Consider the following 18,126-nt stretch of genomic DNA (forward strand, 5'->3'; position numbering starts at 1 on the left):
CATGCATATCGAACCGCCCCACGCATCGCTGGACCAGCTGCACCAGCTGGGCCTGATCACCGCGCAGGAACTCGACGAGGCCAACTCGGAACGCGATATCGCCGCCCATGAGCGCCTGCACCCGGCCGAGGAGCCGGTCGACATGCCGGAACTGGCGCAGGACGCCGACCTGGCCACCACCCTGGGCTGGCTGCTGCTGACCGATCTGCTGCCCAAGAATGACTTCGACAAGCGCGCGGCCACACTGCCACCCCGGCAACAGGCGCTGGCAGCAGAGGGGGTGCGGTACTACAACCGCCGCGAGGTCGACGCCTTATACGAGCTCGATTTGCTGAACCAGTTCCAGCGCGATGCTGCACATGCGGCGGTGCCGGCCGACCGCATGTTTTATACGCCGTGGATCGCCATGCGCTGGCTGGTGGTAAACGACATCCTGCCCACGGCGCAGTTCGAGGCGCTGGAAGCGCACGTGCGTGAACATGGCAGCGCACTGGCGCGCGAAATCATGGAAGCGTCCAGGCTGCGTCATGGTCACGACCGCATCCCGTACAAGCGGCCACCGGCCTGGAAAAGCGCCTTGATCGTGCTGGGCATGATCCTGGTGATGTCCGTGCTTTACGGTGTTGTGACCGGAGGCCTGCGGCCATGAGCACCGATCCGCGCCTCAAACCACTCGGCGAACTGCGGCAACTGGACCTGATCACCAGCGACGAATACGACGATACGCTGGCCGAGCTGCAGATCATCGAGCTGCAGCGCGCGCACAATGCTGCCGAAGACATCGATGTGCCTGAACTGGCAATGAATGCCGACCAGATCAAGACGCTGGCCTGGCTGCTGAGCGCCGAACTGGTGGCCGAGGAGCGTTTTTTCAGGATGCTGCGCAAGCTGCCCGCCGATGAACCACGCCGGCAACTAGCCAGCGCCGCGCTGCAGCAGGTGAACCGCGAGGCGATCGATGCGCTGTACGGCGAGAACCTGATCAACCAGTTTCAGCGTGACGCCGCCCACGACAGCCTACCAGACTATCACCTGGCCGCCACGCCCGTCGCGGCCTTGCGCCACATGCTGAAACAGGGCACGCTATCGCCGCTGCAATACAAGGAGCTGCAAGCGCGCACGCGCGCGAACGGCTCGCAACTGGCACGCGCGATCGTCGATGCCGCCGGCAAACCGCCGACTCAATATGGCCGGCCCCGCCCGCGCCCTTCCACCATCATGGCTGCGGCACTGCTGCTGGCGATACTGACGATGCTGACGTATGCAGGACGCGCATGGTTCAAGCGCGAGCAGCCAGTGCCCGTGGCACCGCTGGTGCAGCCGGCCGACACGATCGAACGCACGGACCTGCAACAGCGCGCGACAAGCATGGTGGAGGGCGCCCGCCAGCCAGGCGCGGATGCGCCCCAATTCGAGGTGCAGGTAATACAGGACAAGCCGCGTCAGTAAAGCAGGGCCGGCAACAGCATCGCCGGTTTTGCTATCACAAAAATCCGTTACAGGGTACAATCCGTCCTTACTTTTTTATTTCGGCCTCGTCGGCCCACGCGATGTCGTCAACTCCCTCTCCTTCGGCCGTCAAGGCTTATTTGCTCGATTTACAAAGCCGTATCGTGCAGGCGCTCGAAGCGCAGGATGGCAAGCCCTTCCTGACCGATGCCTGGCAGCGCCCCGAGGGCGGTGGCGGTATTTCGCGGCTGATCGAGGAAGGCAATGTGTTCGAGCGTGGCGGCGTGAATTTTTCGCACGTCACCGGCGCAGCATTGCCGCCATCGGCCGCGGCCGCGCGCCCTGAACTCGGTGGCAAGGCTTGGGAAGCGATGGGCGTGTCGCTGGTGCTGCATCCGCGCAATCCCTACGCGCCCACGGTGCACATGAACGTGCGCTTTTTCAGCACCGTCAATGCCGATGGCGCACCCGTATGGTGGTTCGGCGGCGGCATGGATTTGACGCCGTATTACGGCGACGTGGACGACGTGAAGCATTTCCACCAGGTGTGCCACGATGCGCTGGCGCCGTTTGGCGACGAGCTGCATCCGAAGTTCAAACAGTGGTGCGACGATTATTTCTACCTGAAGCACCGGCGCGAAGCGCGCGGCGCCGGCGGCATCTTCTTCGACGACTTCAACGCCCTGGGCTTTGACGGCAGTTTCGCCATGATGCGCAGCGCCGGCGACGCTTTCGTCAAAGCCTATGTGCCGATCGTGGCGCGCCGCAAGGACACGCCCTACGGCGAACGCGAACGCGATTTCCAGTGCTACCGGCGCGGACGCTATGTCGAGTTCAACCTGGTCTTCGACCGCGGCACCCTGTTCGGGCTGCAGTCGGGCGGACGCACCGAGGCGATCCTGATGTCGATGCCGCCCGTGGTCAAGTGGCGCTACGACTGGCACCCGGAAGCGGGCAGTCCGGAAGCGGCGTTGTATACTGACTTCCTCGTGCATCGCGACTGGCTGCAGGCGTGAAGGAAAGCGGTACGGCATGCGTGACGCTGTTGGGTGGCAGCTACGATCCGGTGCACATGGGCCATGTCGCGCTGGGCACGCATTTTTCCAGCCTGCTGCACGCCGATGAACTGCGCGTGATTCCGGCAGGCGCGCCCTGGCAAAAGGATAAACTGGGCGCCACCGGCCAGCAGCGCGCCGAGATGGCCGGCCTGGCCTTTGCCGGCCTGCCCCTGCCCGTGGTGATCGACCGCCAGGAAATCGAGCGCAGCGAACATGGCCAGGCCAGCTACACCATCGATACCTTGCGCCAGGTACGCGCCGAGCTGGGAGTGCGCGCTTCCATCGTTTTCCTGATGGGCGCCGACCAGCTGCAGCGGCTCGCGACATGGCGCGAATGGCAGCAATTATTTGAATACGCGCATATCTGCGTCGCGGCCCGCCCCGGCTTCGCGCTGAATGACACAGCAGTACCGCAAGTGGTCGCCGACGAATTTTCGCGCCGCCTGGGGTCTCTGGAAAGCATCCGCAACACGCCGCACGGTCTGACTTATCTGGCACAGGACTTCGCGGTGGATATCTCCGCCACCGAAATACGTGCGGCATTACAACGGGGGAATCGGGCAAACTCGCTTGTTTCCCCGCTAGTGCTAGACTATATTGAACAACATAATTTATACAAAAGCTAAATGGACATCAAAAAACTGCAAACCCTCGTCGTTGACGCCCTTGAAGACGTCAAAGGCCAAGACATCGCCGTCTTCGAAACGAGTCACCTGACCAGCCTGTTCGACCGCATCGCGATCGTCTCTGGTACCTCGAACCGTCAAACCAAGGCGCTGGCCGCCTCGGTACGCGACAAGGTCAAGGACGCCGGCGGCCAGATCATCGGCATGGAAGGCGAGGAAACCGGTGAATGGGTGCTGGTCGATCTGGGCGACATGATCGTCCACATCATGCAAGCGCCTATCCGCGCCTACTACCGCCTGGAAGAAATCTGGGGCGACACCCCGGTCAAGCTGGGTGCCGCCAAGCGCGCGCCGAAAAAAGCGGCCGGCGACGAGCCGAAAAAGGTCAGCGGCCATCTGGCAGCCAGCAAGGCCAATGTGGAAGCTTCGCCCGTGATCGAGAAAAAGACGCCGGCCAAGAAAGCCACGGCAGCCACCGCCGCCAAGAAAGCCCCGGCGAAAAAAGCCACCGCTTCCAAAGCTGTCGGCAAGACCGTGAAAGTCGCGCCAACCAAGACCGAAGCGGCTGCCGTGAAAGCGCTGAAAGCACTGCCAGAGAAAAAAGTACGCGCCCCACGCGCGGCCAAGCCGGCAGCCGATGCTGCACCGGTAAAAACCGTGATCAAGCGTATCAAAAAAGTCGAAGCGTAAGCCTCGATGCAGCTCATCATCGCTGCGGTCGGCCATAAAATGCCGGCCTGGATAGAGACGGGCTTCGCGGAATACGCGAAGCGCATGCCGCCGGAATTGCGCATCGTGCTGAAAGAAATCAAGCCGGTGGAGCGTTCCGGCAGCAAGACCGCCGCCACGGCGATGGCGCTCGAACGCGAACGCATCGAAGCCGTCCTGCCCAAGGGCGTACGCATCATCGCCCTCGACGAACGCGGCAAGGACCTGACCAGCGTCGGCCTGTCGCAGCAATTGATGGCGTGGCAGCAGGACGGCCGCGACACCGCTTTTCTGATCGGCGGCGCCGACGGTCTCGATCCGCAACTCAAGGCACGTGCCGAAGGCATGCTGCGCATTTCCAGCATGACCCTGCCGCACGGCGTGGTGCGCGTGATCCTCGCCGAGCAGCTCTATCGGGCCTGGTCGATCACGCAAAACCACCCCTATCACCGCGTCTGAACTCCCCCATGAAAACGGCTGATCACAAGATCTACCTCGCTTCCAAAAGTCCGCGCCGGCGCGAACTGCTGCGCCAGATCGGCGTCGATTTCGAATTACTGCTGCTGCGCAGCGACGGCCCGCGCGGCGCCGACGTCACCGAGGAAGTCTTTCCCGGCGAATCGGCGCTCGACTATGTCGCCCGCGTGTCGAATGAAAAAGCCGCCTTTGCGTGGGACCTGGTGCGCCGCCGCCACCTGACGCCACGTCCGGTACTGGCGGCCGACACCACCGTCACCATCGACGGCGTCATCCTCGGCAAGCCGGCCGACCGCGCCGAGGCCGTGGCGATGCTGGAGCAGTTGTCGGGCCGAACGCACGAGGTACTCACCTCGATCGCCGTGCACTACAAGAATTTCGCCGAGCAGCGCACGCAGGTGTCGCAGGTGCGCTTCGGCGTGCTCTCGCCCGCCTCGATCGCCGCCTATTGCGCCACGCCGGAACCGTACGATAAGGCCGGCGGCTACGGCATACAGGGCAGCGCCGCGCTGTTCGTCGAGCACATCGAAGGCAGCCATTCCGGCATCATGGGCCTGCCCCTGTACGAGACGGCGCAATTGCTGCGTGAAGCAGGTTTGCCCCTGCCCTGATCCCGGGTATGATGTCATTCGTTGCCTCCACTCCCGCGCCTCCATGAACGAAGACATCCTGATCAATATCACGCCGCAAGAAACGCGCGTCGCCCTCATCCTGCAGGGCGCCGTGCAGGAATTGCACATCGAGCGCACGCTCACGCGCGGCCTGGCCGGCAATGTGTATTCCGGCAAGGTGGTGCGGGTGTTGCCGGGCATGCAGTCGGCCTTCATCGACATCGGCCTGGAGCGCGCCGCCTTTCTGCACGTGGCCGACATCTGGGAAGCGCGCGGCCACGACGGCCAGAACGCTACGCCGGCGCCGATCGAAAAAATCCTCTTTGACGGCCAGGTGCTGACGGTGCAGGTGATCAAGGACCCGATCGGCACCAAGGGCGCGCGCCTGTCGACGCAGATTTCCATTGCCGGACGCATGCTGGTGTACCTGCCGCAGGATAAACATATCGGCATTTCGCAGAAGATCGAGAAGGAAGCGGAACGCGAGCAGTTGCGCGTGCGCCTGCAAAGCCTGCTGCCGCCCGATGAAAAGGGCGGCTACATCGTGCGCACCATGGCCGAGGACGCGTCCGACGCGGACCTGAAGGCGGACGTCGACTACCTGCGCAAGACCTGGAGCACAATCACCCACGGCGCGCGCACGCGTCCCGCCACCAGCCTGCTGCACCAGGACTTGAGCCTGGCGCAGCGCGTGCTGCGCGACTTCGTCGGCGATGAAACGGCCACCATCCAGGTCGACTCGCGCGAAAACTATGTGAAATTGCGCGAATTTGCTGAAATCTACACGCCCAGCGAACTGACGCGCCTGCAGCACTACACGGGCGAGCGCCCGCTGTTCGATTTATATGGCGTGGAAGAAGAGATTTTGCGCGCGCTGGGCCGCCGGGTCGACCTGAAGTCGGGCGGCTACCTGATCGTCGACCAGACGGAGGCGATGACCACCATCGACGTCAACACGGGCGGCTTTGTCGGCGGGCGCAATTTCGCCGACACGATCTTCAAGACCAACCTGGAAGCGGCGCACGCCATCGCGCGCCAGCTGCGCCTGCGCAACCTGGGCGGCATCATCATCCTCGACTTCATCGACATGGACAACGCCGAGCACCGCAACGCCGTGCTGGCCGAACTGAAACGCACCCTGTCGCGCGACCGCACCAAGGTTTCGGTGAGCAATTTCTCGCCGCTGGGCCTGGTGGAAATGACGCGCAAGCGCACGCGCGAATCGCTGGCCCACATCCTGTGCGAACCATGCCCCGCCTGCGCCGGCAAGGGCCAGGTGAAAACCTCGCGCACCATCTGCTATGAAATCCTGCGCGAACTGCTGCGCGAAGCAAAACAGTTCAACCCGCGCGAATTCCGCATCCTCGCCTCGCAGGAAGTGGTGGATCTGTTTTTAGAGGAAGAATCGCAGCACCTGGCCATGCTGGGTGATTTCATCGGCAAGAAAATCTCGCTGCAGGTGGAGAATGCCTACCATCAGGAGCAGTACGACGTGATCCTGATGTAGTCCTTTGCGCACGCTGACCATGACAACAAACGCTGCCCTGTGCCTGTTGCTGCTGTGCGCATCGACGGCCCTGGCCGCTACTAACGCCACGCTCCCCGTCACCCTCGCCAAGGGCACGCCCGTGGTGCAACTGGAGCTGAACGGCAAGACGCTGCCGTTCGTGCTCGACACGGGTGCAAGCACCAGCCTGCACCTGACGCCGGAGGTCGCACAATCGCTGCCAGGGCTGGCCTACACGGGCCGGCAACGCACAAGCATCGATCTGGCAGGCAAAGTTCATGCATCGGACGAATTTCTCGTTCCCGCGCTGACCGTCAACGGCTTGCCATTCGCTGCCATGCAGGGCGTCATTCTGACGCCATGGGGCCTGGCGCTGGGCGAGCAAAAGGGCTTGCCGGCAAATATGTCGGTGCTGGGATTAAATTTTTTTGCCGGCAAGCGGGTCGTGTTCGACCTGCCGGCAGGCACCCTGCAGATCAGCGCCAGCGATGGCGCCGCGCCACCTGCCGGATGGCTGGCAGTGCCATATGAGCGCATCGATGAAGGTTTGCTGCTGCATCTGGCCGACGGCAAGAAAACCTATCGCCTGGTGCTCGACACGGCCGCCTCCATTTCCATTATAAAAAGTTCGGCAGCCGAAGCGTTTTCGCGCGTGGAAAAATGCGCTTTCAAACTGGGGCCCGGACTTCCCTGCCGCACGATCACACTGCCGCTACCGGGCGGAAAGAGCATCTCGCCCCTGTTGATGGCGTTGCCGGATGCATTCAAGGCAGATGGGATATTGGGCACGGATTTCTTCAGGCAAATGCCGGTGCTGTTCGACCTGCAACATCAAATGCTGTATTTGCGCCCTCCCGCGCCGGCTGGTTGAGGCCTATGTACGCAAGCGATAGCACCACCGCCTTCTGGCGCGACCCGGCTCTGCCCCACGTGGAAAGCCGGCGCGCCTGCCACAGCCGGGCGTGCTACAAGCCGCACAGCCATCCCACGTTTTCCATCGGCGCCGTCGACTCCGGCGGCAGCATCTTTACGGGCAGCCAGGATGGCCAGGCCCTGCTCGCCAATGGCAGCCTGGTGCTGGTGCCGGCCGGCTGCGTGCATGCCTGCAACCCCCTGCCTGACACCCTGTGGAGCTACCAGATGCTGCATCTCGATGCGCAATGGCTGCAGGCACACGCGCCTGCGCTCGATGGCGACACGGCGCGCGTGCTCCATTGCCCCCTGCTGTACGCGCAGTTTTGCACCGTGAATGCGCTGCTGTTTTCAACGGCCGGCGCAGGCGAAAAAAATGCGGCGCTGCTGGCCTTTCTGGGCGCTTGCGTCGGCGCCAGCGCGGAACCGCTGCCGTCGGAACGCAAGCCCGTGCCGCAGCGGCTGGCGCCCGTGCTCGCAACGCTGCAGGCGCAACCCTCGGCCAGCCTGCGGCAACTGGCGCAAGCGGCGGGCCTGAGCCCGTATCAATTGATCCGCGCCTTCCGCGCCGCCACGGGCATGACGCCGCATGCCTACCAGTTGAACGCGCACGTGAACCGCGCGCGCAGCCGCCTGCAGACGGGGACGGCGCTGGCGCAGCTGGCGCATGAACTGGGCTTTGCCGACCAGAGCCATCTGCAGCGCGTCTTCAAGGCGCATGCGGGCATCACGCCGGGGCGCTACCGCTAAGCTGCAATTTTCTTCAATACAGGCCGCCGCCAGCCCCTGCATACTCGCGCATCGCCATTGCCCGAGCCTAACTCCATGCAGGATTTTCTCTTCATCGCCGCCGCCCACTTTCTTTCCCTGCTGTCGCCCGGTCCCGATTTTTTCCTGATCGCGCGCACTTCGCTGGCCCACGGCTGGCGCGGCGCCGCCGGCACGTGCGTGGGCATTACCGTGGCCAATGCCGTGTTCATCGTGGCGGCGTTTGGCGGACTGTCGGTGCTGCGGGCGGGCAGTACGGCATTCATGGTGGTGCGGCTGGCGGGATGCACCTATCTGCTGTACCTGGGCTGGCTATTCCTGCGCCATGCGGGCAAGAGCAACCTGGAGGCGGCGCCCGCCGCCGGCAAGGCGCGCTGGCGCGGTGGGGTCGCGATGGGCTTTGTCTCGGCCATCCTGAACCCGAAGAATGCGCTGTTCTACGTCAGCCTGGCCACCGTGCTGGCCGCCAGGCAGACGAGCCCCGCCGCGATGACGGCGTATGGCGCGTGGATGGTCTTTGCCGTGCTGGCGTGGGATATGGCGGTGGCGCTGGCCATCGGCAGCACCGCCCTGAGGCAGCGCTTTGCCCGCGCGCTGCCGTTGCTGGAACGGATGTCGGGCGTGATGCTGATTGCGTTAGCGATAGGGCTACTGGCTCAGGCCGGCAGCGGATCCAGGTAAAACACGGCATACACTTTCAGGGGCGTCGTTTCCGTCGCCTTTTCCGAGCGCACGACGGAGCAGTCGTCGGCGGCCAGGCTGCGCCAGTTCTGGATGCCCGCCTTGGCGAACATGGCGTGCGCGGGGGCATTCGCGGCCAGGTCCAGCACCAGGCAGGCGTTGCGCGGGCCGGCACCGTAATTGACGGCGCGGATTTCCATGCCGAAGGTGGTCATCCACGGTTCCCACAAGCCTTTTTCCTTGCCGGCCGCGATGCGGTCGAGCATCTCGCCAAACGTCAAACCTTTTTTGACGGTATCGCGCAGTGCTTGCAGCGACGGCGCCAGGCGCGGGTCGGGCTGCTTGTTGCCGGCGCGAATCTCGGCAATCGCTTTCAATTCCTTGATGATGGCCGCGTCGCGTTCCGTGTAATCGCGCATGCGCGCGTAAAACTCTGCGTCCAGGAAGGGATTGACGGTCAGCTTGGCGACGCCCTCTTCGCGGCGTTTTGGGGAAGGCGTGTTGATTTTGGTCATGGCGATAGAGGGCAAAATACGTTGAGGGGCGCCAGTTTAACATCATGGCGCATCGGCGGCGGCGTTAGCGCCGCTTTAATGTCGCGCCCGGCGGGTGCGGGGCGGCCGTTGCGGCGCGCGTGCCGGGCTGCATGAAGCCGCGCCGTGGTCCGAACAGGAAGACGGCGCCCGCATACAGTCCCGCCAAGGGGAAGCGCACCTCCCTGAGCAACTGGTGGAAAATGGCGATCGACTGCGCGCGGGTGACGGGAATGTCGGCGCGCCACTGGCACAGCACGTCATGCACGAGGCTGGCATGATAGGTGGCCGGCAAGCCCAGGTGCTGCGCGCCATCAGGCGTGCCCACATAAAACAGGCCGAGCACGCTGATGCAGGGCGAACAGCCATCCCAGGCATAGCCGGCGCGGATGCGGATCGCCGATTCGCGTATCGTCACCCACTCGTTTTCAAACTCTATGCCGTCAAGCAAGGGCGAGCAATAGCCATAGTCGCTGTCCAGCGCATAACGCCAAGCGTTGCCGGACATGCCGAAGTTCTTCGGCATCAGCGGCTACCCTGCTGTGTATGTTTTGCTGTCGTCTGCATGACGTTGTCTTGATTGATCAATATCAAGATTTAAACATACTCCAGCAAAAGAAGGGCAACAAGTGGCAGACTCAGGCGCGCGGCGCGGCCGTCGATTCGCGCACCACCAGTTCGGGTTTCAGGCGCACGTCGAGCACTGGGGAATCGGGCGAGGCGATGGTTTGCAGGATCAGCCGGGCCGCTTCCGTGCCGATGCCGTGGTGGCGGATGCGGATGGTGGTCAGCGGTGGACGGATCATGTCCATGTACGGCATGTCGTTGTGGCCCACGATGGAAATATCTTCCGGGCAGCTCAAACCCAGCTCGCGGATGGCGTCGTAGCAGCCGAGGGCCACCAGGTCGCTGCCCGTCACCACGGCCGTCGTCCGCGGCGAATGGCGCAGCAGTTCCAGCAACGCCTCCTTGCCGCATTCGCGCGAATAGCCGCTGCTTTCAAAGACGAACGCTTGCGAGGGATCGAGTTCGCTGGCCTGGATGGCGGCCAGGAAACCGAGGCGGCGCACATGGCCGGTAGACAAATTTTCCGGGCCCGCAATGTGCGCGATATGGCGGTGGCCCAGCGCCAGCAAATGCTCGACGGCCAGGCGCATGCCCACCACGTCGTCGCTGACGACACAGGAAGCGACGCCGTTTTCATCGCTGCGGTTGACGGTAACGACGGGCACGTTCTGGTCGATGCACATCTTGATGACGGGATCGTCGCGGCGCGCCGTGGCCAGGATCAGGCCATCGACCTGCTGCCCCAGCAGGCGGTTGATGACGAACAGCTGCTCTTCCTCGTCGGCGCCCACGTTGGTGACGATGGCCAGGTAGCCATGCTTGCGCAAGCCTTCTTCGATGCCCAGCAGAATCGGCGGGAAAACAGCATTGGTAATGTCGGGCAAGACCACGCCGATGATGCGCGACTTGCGCGTGACCAGGGTGGAGGCGGCGCGGTTGGGCCGGTAGCCGAGCCGGCCCGCTTCGGCCAGCACGCGCGCGGCCACCTCGGCGCTGACCATTTGCCGCGTTGCCGGGTTCATCACGCGCGACACGGTGGAAAAGTGCACGCCGCTGGCCCGCGCAACGTCGCTTAAGGTGGGGTTCTTGTTTGTCATGGGCTTCCCGGATCGCAATAGCGTGATTTTATCGCAAAAAATGCTCATTTCGTCAAAAACCGAGCAAACGCTTGCATTGAATTAATGCCGTTGCCCAAAGCGGTTTTGTTGTGCTTAAGTACAATCCAGCCTTGACAGCGTGCAAACGCTTGCATACCATGGCTCGGACTTACCACTCGGGCCCGGTTGCCCTTCCCAGAATTCCTATGTCTACTTCGCACAGCAAGCACGCCGAACAGAACGGCGAGACCTTCAACCTGAAAGAAGCCGCCCTCGCCTATCACGCGCAACCCCGCGCAGGCAAGATTTCCGTCACGCCAACCAAACCGCTGGGCGACGCCCGCGCCCTGACCCTGGCGTACTCGCCGGGCGTGGCCTTCGCCTGCGAAGCCATCGTGGAAGATCCGCGCACAGCCGGCACCTACACGTCGCGCAGCAACCTGGTGGCCGTGATCACGAATGGCACGGCCGTGCTGGGCCTGGGCGATATCGGCCCGCTGGCCAGCAAACCGGTGATGGAAGGCAAGGCATGCCTGTTCAAGCAGTTCGCCGACGTCGACGTGTTCGACATCGAACTGGCCGAGAACGATCCCGACCTGTTCATCGACACCGTGGTGCGCATGGAGCCGACTTTCGGCGGCATCAACCTGGAAGACATCAAGGCGCCCGACTGCTTCTACATCGAGCAGCAATTGCGCAAGCGCATGAACATTCCCGTCTTCCACGACGACCAGCACGGCACGGCCATCATCGTCGCGGCCGGCATCCTGAACGGCCTGGAACTGGTGGGCAAGGACATCGGCAACGTCAAGGTAGCCGTCTCGGGCGCGGGCGCCGCCTCGATCGCCTGCCTGGACCTGCTCGTCTCGCTGGGCCTGAACAAGTCGCTGCTGAAAGTGTGCGACAGCCAGGGCGTGATCTACCCGGGCCGCGATGCCAACATGGAAGAGAACAAGGCGCGCTACGCGAATGACACAAGCGACCGCGACCTGGCCGACGCCATGGTCGGCGCCGACATCTTCATCGGCGTCTCGAAGGGCGGCGTGGTCAGCGCGCAGATGGTCGAATCGATGGCCGCCAAGCCGCTGATCTTCGCCCTGGCCAATCCGCATCCGGAAATCGCCCCGGAAAAAGTGCATGCCGTGCGTGACGACGCCATCGTGGCCACGGGCCGCTCGGATTACCCGAACCAGATCAACAACGTGCTGTGCTTCCCATACATCTTCCGCGGCGCGCTCGACGTGGGCGCCACCACCATCAACGAAGAAATGAAGCTGGCCTGCGTGCGCGCCATCGCCGCACTGGCCAAGGAGCCGTTGCCGGGTCACGAGAGCAGCGCGCTGACGCCGCTGCAGCTGATTCCATCGCCGTTCGATGAACGCCTGCGCAGCTGGGTCGCGCCTGCCGTGTCGCAAGCGGCCATCGCCACCGGCGTGGCCACACGCGTGCCAGCCAAAGCCTAAGACACATGACAGGCCTTGCGGCCTTGGCAAAATAACAGCAAGTTACCATTGCTTACAAAAAAACCATGGCTAAAAACCATGGTTTTTTTCATTCTTCCCCTTGAGACTGCTTAAATAGTTATCGAAGAGCAAATTCCCCCATGGGCGTTTTTGCAGTCACCTTCGATTACAATGACGCCTACTTTATGTTGCTACAGTTGCCATAATGGCGACACGCGCGTTACCAAGGATATTCATGCTCGGCCTGACCTCTGTTTGTGTTTTTCTCTTTTCGGCATTGGCGCTGGCTGTCAACAGCGGATATTCGCTTGGCGCGCTGGTTCTCCTGCTGGCCAGTAGCTGGCTGCTGTGGAAACGCCCCCGTCTGAACCTGCAACGCCGCGATTATCTGCTGCTGGGCACCCTATTGCTGTATTTCTGTGTTTTCACGGCCAACATGCTGTACCACGCAGATCCTGCCCGCGAACTCGACATGCCATTGCGGGCACTGCTGGCCGTGCCCGTGCTGCTCCTGTTGATAGCCTATCCGCCCCGCCCTGCTGCATGGTGGAGTGGGCTGGCAATTGGTGCCGTGGCCGGCGCTACACTGGCCTTCATGCAATTTCTCGACACCAACATCGTACGGCCACAAGCGGCGACAAGCAATCCGATCCACTACGGGAACGCCAGCATGCTATTTGGCATGTTGGCTTTGTCAGGTCTCGGCTGGGCCCGCGAGCAACGTCATTCGCTCGTCTGGCTCTGCGTATTGCTCGCTGGCGGCCTGGCAGGCGTTTTTGGCTCCATCATCAGCAGCAGCCGGGGTGGCTGGGTAGTACTGCCCATTTGCCTCCTGATCATCGCCGTACATCATGCCAAACACTATGGCAAACGCTACCGGATCGCCATGTTCACCTTGTTGCTTGCAATAGTCGCAGTGGCCTATGCAATGCCGAGCTCGCTTGTCTACCAGCGCGCGATCATTGCGGTCGCTGAACTGGAAAAGTTCGAAAGCAACGGCGATGCGGCTACATCTGTGGGGCAACGTCTTGAGATGTGGCGCACCGCGCTGGAGATGTCCAAGCAGAATCTATGGCTAGGTATGGGGCGCACCGGCTATCTGGCACAAAAACAAGAACTCGTGGCAGAGGGAAAGATGAGTAGCGCCATCAGCGCGTATACCAATGCCCACAATGACTACCTCGACGCCTTAGTCAAACGCGGCATCATCGGTCTACTGGCATTGCTGGCGCTATTTATTGTTCCGCTAACCCTGTTTGGACATGCTCTGCGCCACAGCACAGCCGCAGCACGGCCATATGCCCTGGCTGGCGTAATATTGTGTACTTGCTATCCTGTTTTTGGCCTGACGACGAGCTCGCTAACCCTGAATATCGGCATCATCATGCTGGTCTTCCCGATGGTGATACTGTGGGCCCTGTTGCGCCAGCAAGAGCGTATCGCTTGAACTCGTTTTCCGCCTGACCGTTTTTGCTGTCCCTGCAAGGAACCCTACCGATGCTCACGCCCGACCTGAAGCGCCTCACCGCGCTGCACGCGCCCTACAAGAAACATTTGGCTCTGGCCCTGCTGGCGATGGTCGTCACGGCGGCCACGGAACCGCTGCTGCCGTATGCGCTCAAGTTGCTGCTCGACAATGGCTTTGGCGGCAAGGTGAGTTTTTCTTTCTGGCTGGTGCCACTGATCGTCATCGGCATCTTTGCCATCCGCGGCGCATCGACGTTTGCGAGCAGCTATCTGATGAGCTATGTCTCCACGCGCATCCTCAACGAATTGCGCCGCAGGATGTTTGCCAGCATGCTGAACCTGCCCATCGACTTCTACAACACGCACACGGTGGGCAAAGTCATCAACTCCATCATGTTTGAGGTGCAGCAGATCATCGAGATGGTGACCAAGGTGTTTACTTCGATCGTGCGCTCCTCGCTGACCGTGCTGGGCTTGCTCGCCTGGCTGCTGTACCTGAACTGGGCACTGACCCTGGTCACACTGGTGCTGCTGCCCGTGCTGACCATCGTCGTGCGCACCACGGGCAAGCGCCTGAAAAAACTCAACCGCGACTCGCTGGCCGTCAATGCCGAGCTGACCCAGGTCATCGAAGAAACTACGCGCGCCCAGCAAGTGATCAAGATCTTCGGCGGACAGCATTACGAGAAGACGCGGTTCGAGGAGCGCGCCGAGCAATTGCGCCGCTACAGCATGCGCATGACCACCACCTTTTCCGCCACGGTGCCCATTACGCAGGTGATCACGGCAGCCGCCGTGGCCCTGGTCATCGTCATGGCCCTGTTCCAGTCGGAACAGGGGCAAATCACGGTGGGCGGCTTTGTTTCCTTCATCACGGCCATGCTGATGCTGCTGACGCCCTTGAAGCAGCTGGCCGAAGTCAACGGCCCGCTGCAGCGCGGCATGGCCGCCGCCGAAGAAGTCTTCTTGCTGATCGACAAGACACCGGAGCGCACAGGCGGCAAGCCGCTCGCTGGCCGCAGCAAAGGCCGCATCGAGTTCAAGGACGTGAGCTTCGCCTATCCCGGACATCCGGAGCCAGCCCTGCAACACATCGACCTGAGCATCGCGCCAGGACAAACGGTCGCCTTTGTCGGCATGTCCGGTGGCGGAAAATCGACCCTGGTCAGCCTGCTGCCCGGTTTTTACTCGGCCAGCAGCGGTGAAATCTTGCTCGATGGACAAAATATCGATGCCATCGCCCTGACCAGCCTGCGCAGCCAGATCGCCATGGTCAGCCAGCAAGTGGTGCTGTTCGACGATACCCTGGCCGCCAACATCGCGTATGGCGATGCGGCACCGGACCGCCAGCGCATCGAAGCGGCCGCAGCAGCCGCCTTCCTGTCGGACGTCATCGACGGTTTGCCCGACGGCCTGGAAACGCGCCTGGGCGACAACGGCTCGCGCCTGTCCGGCGGCCAGCGCCAGCGCGTGGCCATCGCCCGCGCGATCTACAAGGATGCGCCCATCCTGATCCTCGATGAGGCCACCTCGGCACTGGATACGGAGGCGGAACGGGCCGTGCAGGCGGCACTGGAGCACCTGATGCAAGGAAAAACCACCTTAGTTATTGCTCATCGGCTATCAACAATTGAACGTGCGGACCGTATCGTGGTATTGTCACATGGGAAAATAATGGAAACCGGCAGTCACCAGCAATTATTGGATGCCAACGGCGCGTATGCCAATCTGCATCGCCTGCAATTTTCCCAGCAAGTGGTATGACACCATCGAATGAATACCTGAAATCGTACTGATACATGACGCCTTTGATTCCCGCCGAACTTCTACAAAAGTCGGAAAAAATTCTGTTCATCGCCCATCTGGCGCTGGGAGACTTTACCTACCTGCAAAACGGTTTCCGCGCCTTTGCCGCGGCCTACCCCCACATCCAGATCCACCTGTGGGTCGACGAAGTACGGCGCACGTCCGACGCCAAACAATGGGAAAGCTTGCGCACCTATTCGCTGTACGACTGGGTCGAACAGTCAGGCCTGTTTTCCAAGGTGTATCGCAAGACCTACAGCCCCGCGCTATACGAAGAGTCACTGCGCGAAGCCCAGGCGGAGCGCTATCCTGTCGTCGTGTCGCTTGCCCATGTACGGCCACAGCAATATGCGGACCTTGCCCGCGCGATCAGCCCGCACGGGCTGGTGATCGGCACGCGCAAGCCGTTCAGCCCGCTTCGCCCCTGGCATTACCTGGCCTACCGCAAGATCGACGCCGTGCTGGCCTCGTATGCGGGACAAGATGCCGGCGAGCACCATATCAGCAGCGTGTATGCGGACTGGTTCCATCAATTGACGGGACTCGACATTCCCGTGGCCGAACGCTATCCCTTCGTGCACATTCCCGAGCACGCATTGCAACAGGCGCAGGAGCAACTGGCCGCCTGGAACTTTGCCCCGCGCCAGGGTCCGCTCGTGCTCTTGAATCCGTTTGCCAAGTCGCACAAGCGCGGCTGGCCGCTGGAGCGCATTGCCGAGCTGATCGCGCGCATGCAGGCGATGCCGAAATGGCAGCATGCCTGCTTCCTGATCAATGCCATGCCGCAGGAACTGGCCAAGGTGAATGCCGTCGTGCAAACGCACAACTTGCCGCGCACGCAAGCCTTCAGTGCCGTCGACAACTTTTTCCAGCTGCCGGCCATGCTGGCGCAATGCGACCTGATTATTTCAGTGGAAACATCGATCATGCATCTGGCGAACGCCGTGCATGTGCCCGTGGTGGCATTGATGCGCAAGAAGAATCCGGAATGGGCGCCTTTCGACAGCGCCAACAGCACCGTCATCACGGTGGCGCGGCGCAGCGACTGGGTCAAGGCGATTTCAAGCGATCAGGTATTGAAGACCATCGCCTAAAAAACGCTTCAGTGGCTAGCCGGTGCCCAGCATGCTGATGCGCACCAGGTCGGCCACATTATCGACGCCCAGCTTCTCCATCAGGCGCGCCTTGTGCACTTCCACGGTGCGCACGGAAATGCCCAGCGCCGGGGCGATATCGCGGTTGTGCTGGCCCGTCACCACCAGCTGCATCACTTCGCGCTCGCGCGGCGTCAAGGCGCGCAGCAAAGCTAGCCCTTCCACCTGACGCTGCAACTGGCCGCGCGCATGCGCTTCGCGCGAAAACGCTTCCTCGATGGCGGCCAGCAGCTTGTCATGATCAAATGGTTTTTCCAGGAAATCGCTGGCTTGCGCCTTGAATGCCTGGCGTGCCAGCGCCACGTCGCCATGCCCCGTGATGATGATGATGGGCAGCAGGCATTTGAGCTCAAGCAGGCAGCGCTGCAGGCTCAGGCCATCCATGCCCGACATGCGGATATCGATCAGCAGACAGCCGGCCCACTCGGGCCGCCAGCTGTGCAGGAAATCCTCGCCGCAGGAAAACAGCGCCGTGCGGTAACCGCGTATGCCCAACAGCAAACCCAGCGCATCGCGCACGGCGGGATCGTCATCCACGATAAACACCGTCAAATTACTTGTCACCATACTCTCCCGTAGCGGCTGCGCTGGCGTGCGCCAGGGGCAGGATAAAACGAAAAATGCCATGCTTGCCCACTTCGGCCCACAGCTGGCCGCCATGCGCCTCGACAATGCTGCGGCTGAGCACCAGCCCCAGCCCGAGGCCGCTGGCCTTGGTCGAGACGAACGGTTCGAACAGGCGTGCGGCCAGGCTGTTGGAAACGCCGGGCCCGCTGTCTTCCACGGACAGGCGCAACCGCCCGCCCTCGAGCCGCTCGGCCGACACCGTGATGCGGCGCTGGCCGCGCGGCTGGCCCATCACCGCATCCTGTGCATTGGCCAACAAGTTACGCAGCACCAGCTCGATTTGCAGGCGGTCCGCGTTGACGGCCAGCGACGACGGCGGCGCCAGCACCAGCTCGATGCCATGCTCATGGAACAGCGGCGTGAACTGGCGCGCCAGGCCCTCGATCAGGGTGCTCGCCTCGACCGCTTCGAGCTGCATCGCCCCCGTGCGGAAAAAATCGCGCAGGCGGCGCACCACGTCCGCGGCGCGTCCCGATTCCACGATCATGTGTCCGATGGCGCCTTGCAGCAAGGCGCCGTTCTCGCCCCGCTCCAGCAGGTATTCGCAGGCCTTGCCATAGGTCGACAAGGCCGTCAGCGGCTGGTTCAGCTCGTGCGCCAGGGCGGCCGCCATTT

Annotated in this window: 19 protein-coding genes and 1 pseudogene; 15 read left to right on the forward strand and 5 right to left on the reverse strand. The window is 62.4% G+C overall.

What is annotated here, in order from left to right; all coding sequences use genetic code 11:
* The first annotated feature begins 1 nt into the window (after nucleotide 1).
* The 11 genes from VM94_RS26485 to VM94_RS26535 all read left to right on the forward strand — a co-directional run bounded on the left by VM94_RS26485 (nucleotide 2) and on the right by VM94_RS26535 (nucleotide 8,797).
* On the forward strand, nucleotides 2–649 hold the full coding sequence (locus VM94_RS26485; protein ID WP_046686099.1) for a hypothetical protein: 648 nt from the start codon (nucleotides 2–4) through the stop codon (nucleotides 647–649).
* Nucleotides 646–1,449 (forward strand): hypothetical protein, encoded by an 804-nt coding sequence (locus VM94_RS26490; protein ID WP_046686100.1) that lies wholly within the window; start codon nucleotides 646–648, stop codon nucleotides 1,447–1,449. The genes VM94_RS26485 and VM94_RS26490 overlap by 4 nt, the downstream gene beginning before the upstream one ends.
* Before the next feature lie 101 nt (nucleotides 1,450–1,550).
* On the forward strand, nucleotides 1,551–2,465 hold the full coding sequence (gene hemF / locus VM94_RS26495; RefSeq protein ID WP_046686101.1) for an oxygen-dependent coproporphyrinogen oxidase: 915 nt from the start codon (nucleotides 1,551–1,553) through the stop codon (nucleotides 2,463–2,465).
* Between the two features lie 20 nt (nucleotides 2,466–2,485).
* Complete coding sequence (gene nadD, locus VM94_RS26500) at nucleotides 2,486–3,133, forward strand: nicotinate (nicotinamide) nucleotide adenylyltransferase (RefSeq protein ID WP_260687280.1); 648 nt, start codon at nucleotides 2,486–2,488, stop codon at nucleotides 3,131–3,133.
* Nucleotides 3,134–3,823, forward strand: a complete 690-nt coding sequence (gene rsfS, locus VM94_RS26505) for a ribosome silencing factor (protein WP_046686102.1) — start codon at nucleotides 3,134–3,136, stop codon at nucleotides 3,821–3,823.
* 6 nt (nucleotides 3,824–3,829) lie between these two features.
* Nucleotides 3,830–4,300: a 23S rRNA (pseudouridine(1915)-N(3))-methyltransferase RlmH gene (rlmH, locus tag VM94_RS26510; RefSeq protein ID WP_034747108.1), complete on the forward strand. Its 471-nt coding sequence runs from the start codon at nucleotides 3,830–3,832 to the stop codon at nucleotides 4,298–4,300.
* An 8-nt stretch (nucleotides 4,301–4,308) separates the two neighbouring features.
* On the forward strand, nucleotides 4,309–4,929 hold the full coding sequence (locus tag VM94_RS26515) for a Maf family protein (protein WP_046686103.1): 621 nt from the start codon (nucleotides 4,309–4,311) through the stop codon (nucleotides 4,927–4,929).
* A gap of 43 nt (nucleotides 4,930–4,972) precedes the next feature.
* Entirely contained in the window at nucleotides 4,973–6,436 is a 1,464-nt protein-coding gene (gene rng, locus VM94_RS26520) for a ribonuclease G (RefSeq protein ID WP_034747098.1), read from the forward strand.
* A 19-nt stretch (nucleotides 6,437–6,455) separates the two neighbouring features.
* Nucleotides 6,456–7,307, forward strand: a complete 852-nt coding sequence (locus tag VM94_RS26525; RefSeq protein WP_138828998.1) for a retropepsin-like aspartic protease — start codon at nucleotides 6,456–6,458, stop codon at nucleotides 7,305–7,307.
* A 5-nt stretch (nucleotides 7,308–7,312) separates the two neighbouring features.
* Nucleotides 7,313–8,098 (forward strand): AraC family transcriptional regulator, encoded by a 786-nt coding sequence (locus VM94_RS26530; RefSeq protein ID WP_046686105.1) that lies wholly within the window; start codon nucleotides 7,313–7,315, stop codon nucleotides 8,096–8,098.
* A gap of 75 nt (nucleotides 8,099–8,173) precedes the next feature.
* Entirely contained in the window at nucleotides 8,174–8,797 is a 624-nt protein-coding gene (locus tag VM94_RS26535; protein WP_046686106.1) for a LysE family translocator, read from the forward strand.
* Here the strand turns inward: VM94_RS26535 and VM94_RS26540 are convergent.
* From VM94_RS26540 to VM94_RS26550, 3 genes are all read right to left on the reverse strand, one after another.
* Nucleotides 8,773–9,312 (reverse strand): hypothetical protein, encoded by a 540-nt coding sequence (locus VM94_RS26540; RefSeq protein WP_235433023.1) that lies wholly within the window; start codon nucleotides 9,310–9,312, stop codon nucleotides 8,773–8,775. The two genes, VM94_RS26535 and VM94_RS26540, sit on opposite strands and share 25 nt — an antisense overlap.
* A 64-nt stretch (nucleotides 9,313–9,376) precedes the next feature.
* Complete coding sequence (locus tag VM94_RS26545; RefSeq protein WP_046686296.1) at nucleotides 9,377–9,838, reverse strand: hypothetical protein; 462 nt, start codon at nucleotides 9,836–9,838, stop codon at nucleotides 9,377–9,379.
* A 130-nt stretch (nucleotides 9,839–9,968) separates the two neighbouring features.
* Nucleotides 9,969–10,994, reverse strand: coding sequence for a LacI family DNA-binding transcriptional regulator (locus VM94_RS26550; protein ID WP_046686108.1), 1,026 nt, complete (start codon nucleotides 10,992–10,994; stop codon nucleotides 9,969–9,971).
* Between the two features lie 206 nt (nucleotides 10,995–11,200).
* On the opposite strand from VM94_RS26550, the pseudogene VM94_RS26555 reads away from it, so the two are divergent.
* The 4 genes and pseudogenes from VM94_RS26555 to VM94_RS26570 form a co-directional block, all read left to right on the forward strand.
* Nucleotides 11,201–12,439, forward strand: a pseudogene (locus VM94_RS26555) (malic enzyme-like NAD(P)-binding protein); the annotation flags it as partial.
* 253 nt (nucleotides 12,440–12,692) lie between these two features.
* On the forward strand, nucleotides 12,693–13,904 hold the full coding sequence (locus VM94_RS26560) for an O-antigen ligase family protein (protein ID WP_046686109.1): 1,212 nt from the start codon (nucleotides 12,693–12,695) through the stop codon (nucleotides 13,902–13,904).
* Between the two features lie 50 nt (nucleotides 13,905–13,954).
* A complete protein-coding gene (gene msbA, locus VM94_RS26565) occupies nucleotides 13,955–15,688 on the forward strand; it encodes a lipid A export permease/ATP-binding protein MsbA (protein WP_046686110.1) in 1,734 nt (577 codons plus the stop codon).
* A 35-nt stretch (nucleotides 15,689–15,723) separates the two neighbouring features.
* On the forward strand, nucleotides 15,724–16,824 hold the full coding sequence (locus VM94_RS26570) for a glycosyltransferase family 9 protein (protein ID WP_046686111.1): 1,101 nt from the start codon (nucleotides 15,724–15,726) through the stop codon (nucleotides 16,822–16,824).
* A gap of 15 nt (nucleotides 16,825–16,839) precedes the next feature.
* Here VM94_RS26570 and VM94_RS26575 read toward each other — a convergent pair whose 3' ends face one another.
* Together VM94_RS26575 and VM94_RS29280 are read right to left on the reverse strand one after the other, a co-directional pair.
* Nucleotides 16,840–17,451, reverse strand: a complete 612-nt coding sequence (locus VM94_RS26575) for a response regulator transcription factor (RefSeq protein WP_046686112.1) — start codon at nucleotides 17,449–17,451, stop codon at nucleotides 16,840–16,842.
* A partial coding sequence (locus VM94_RS29280; protein WP_046686113.1) for a sensor histidine kinase occupies nucleotides 17,438–18,126 on the reverse strand: 689 nt, incomplete at its 5' end. The genes VM94_RS29280 and VM94_RS26575, both read right to left, overlap by 14 nt.

It is taken from the genome of Janthinobacterium sp. KBS0711 (assembly GCF_000988085.1).
GTDB lineage: Bacteria > Pseudomonadota > Gammaproteobacteria > Burkholderiales > Burkholderiaceae_D > Janthinobacterium > Janthinobacterium lividum_E.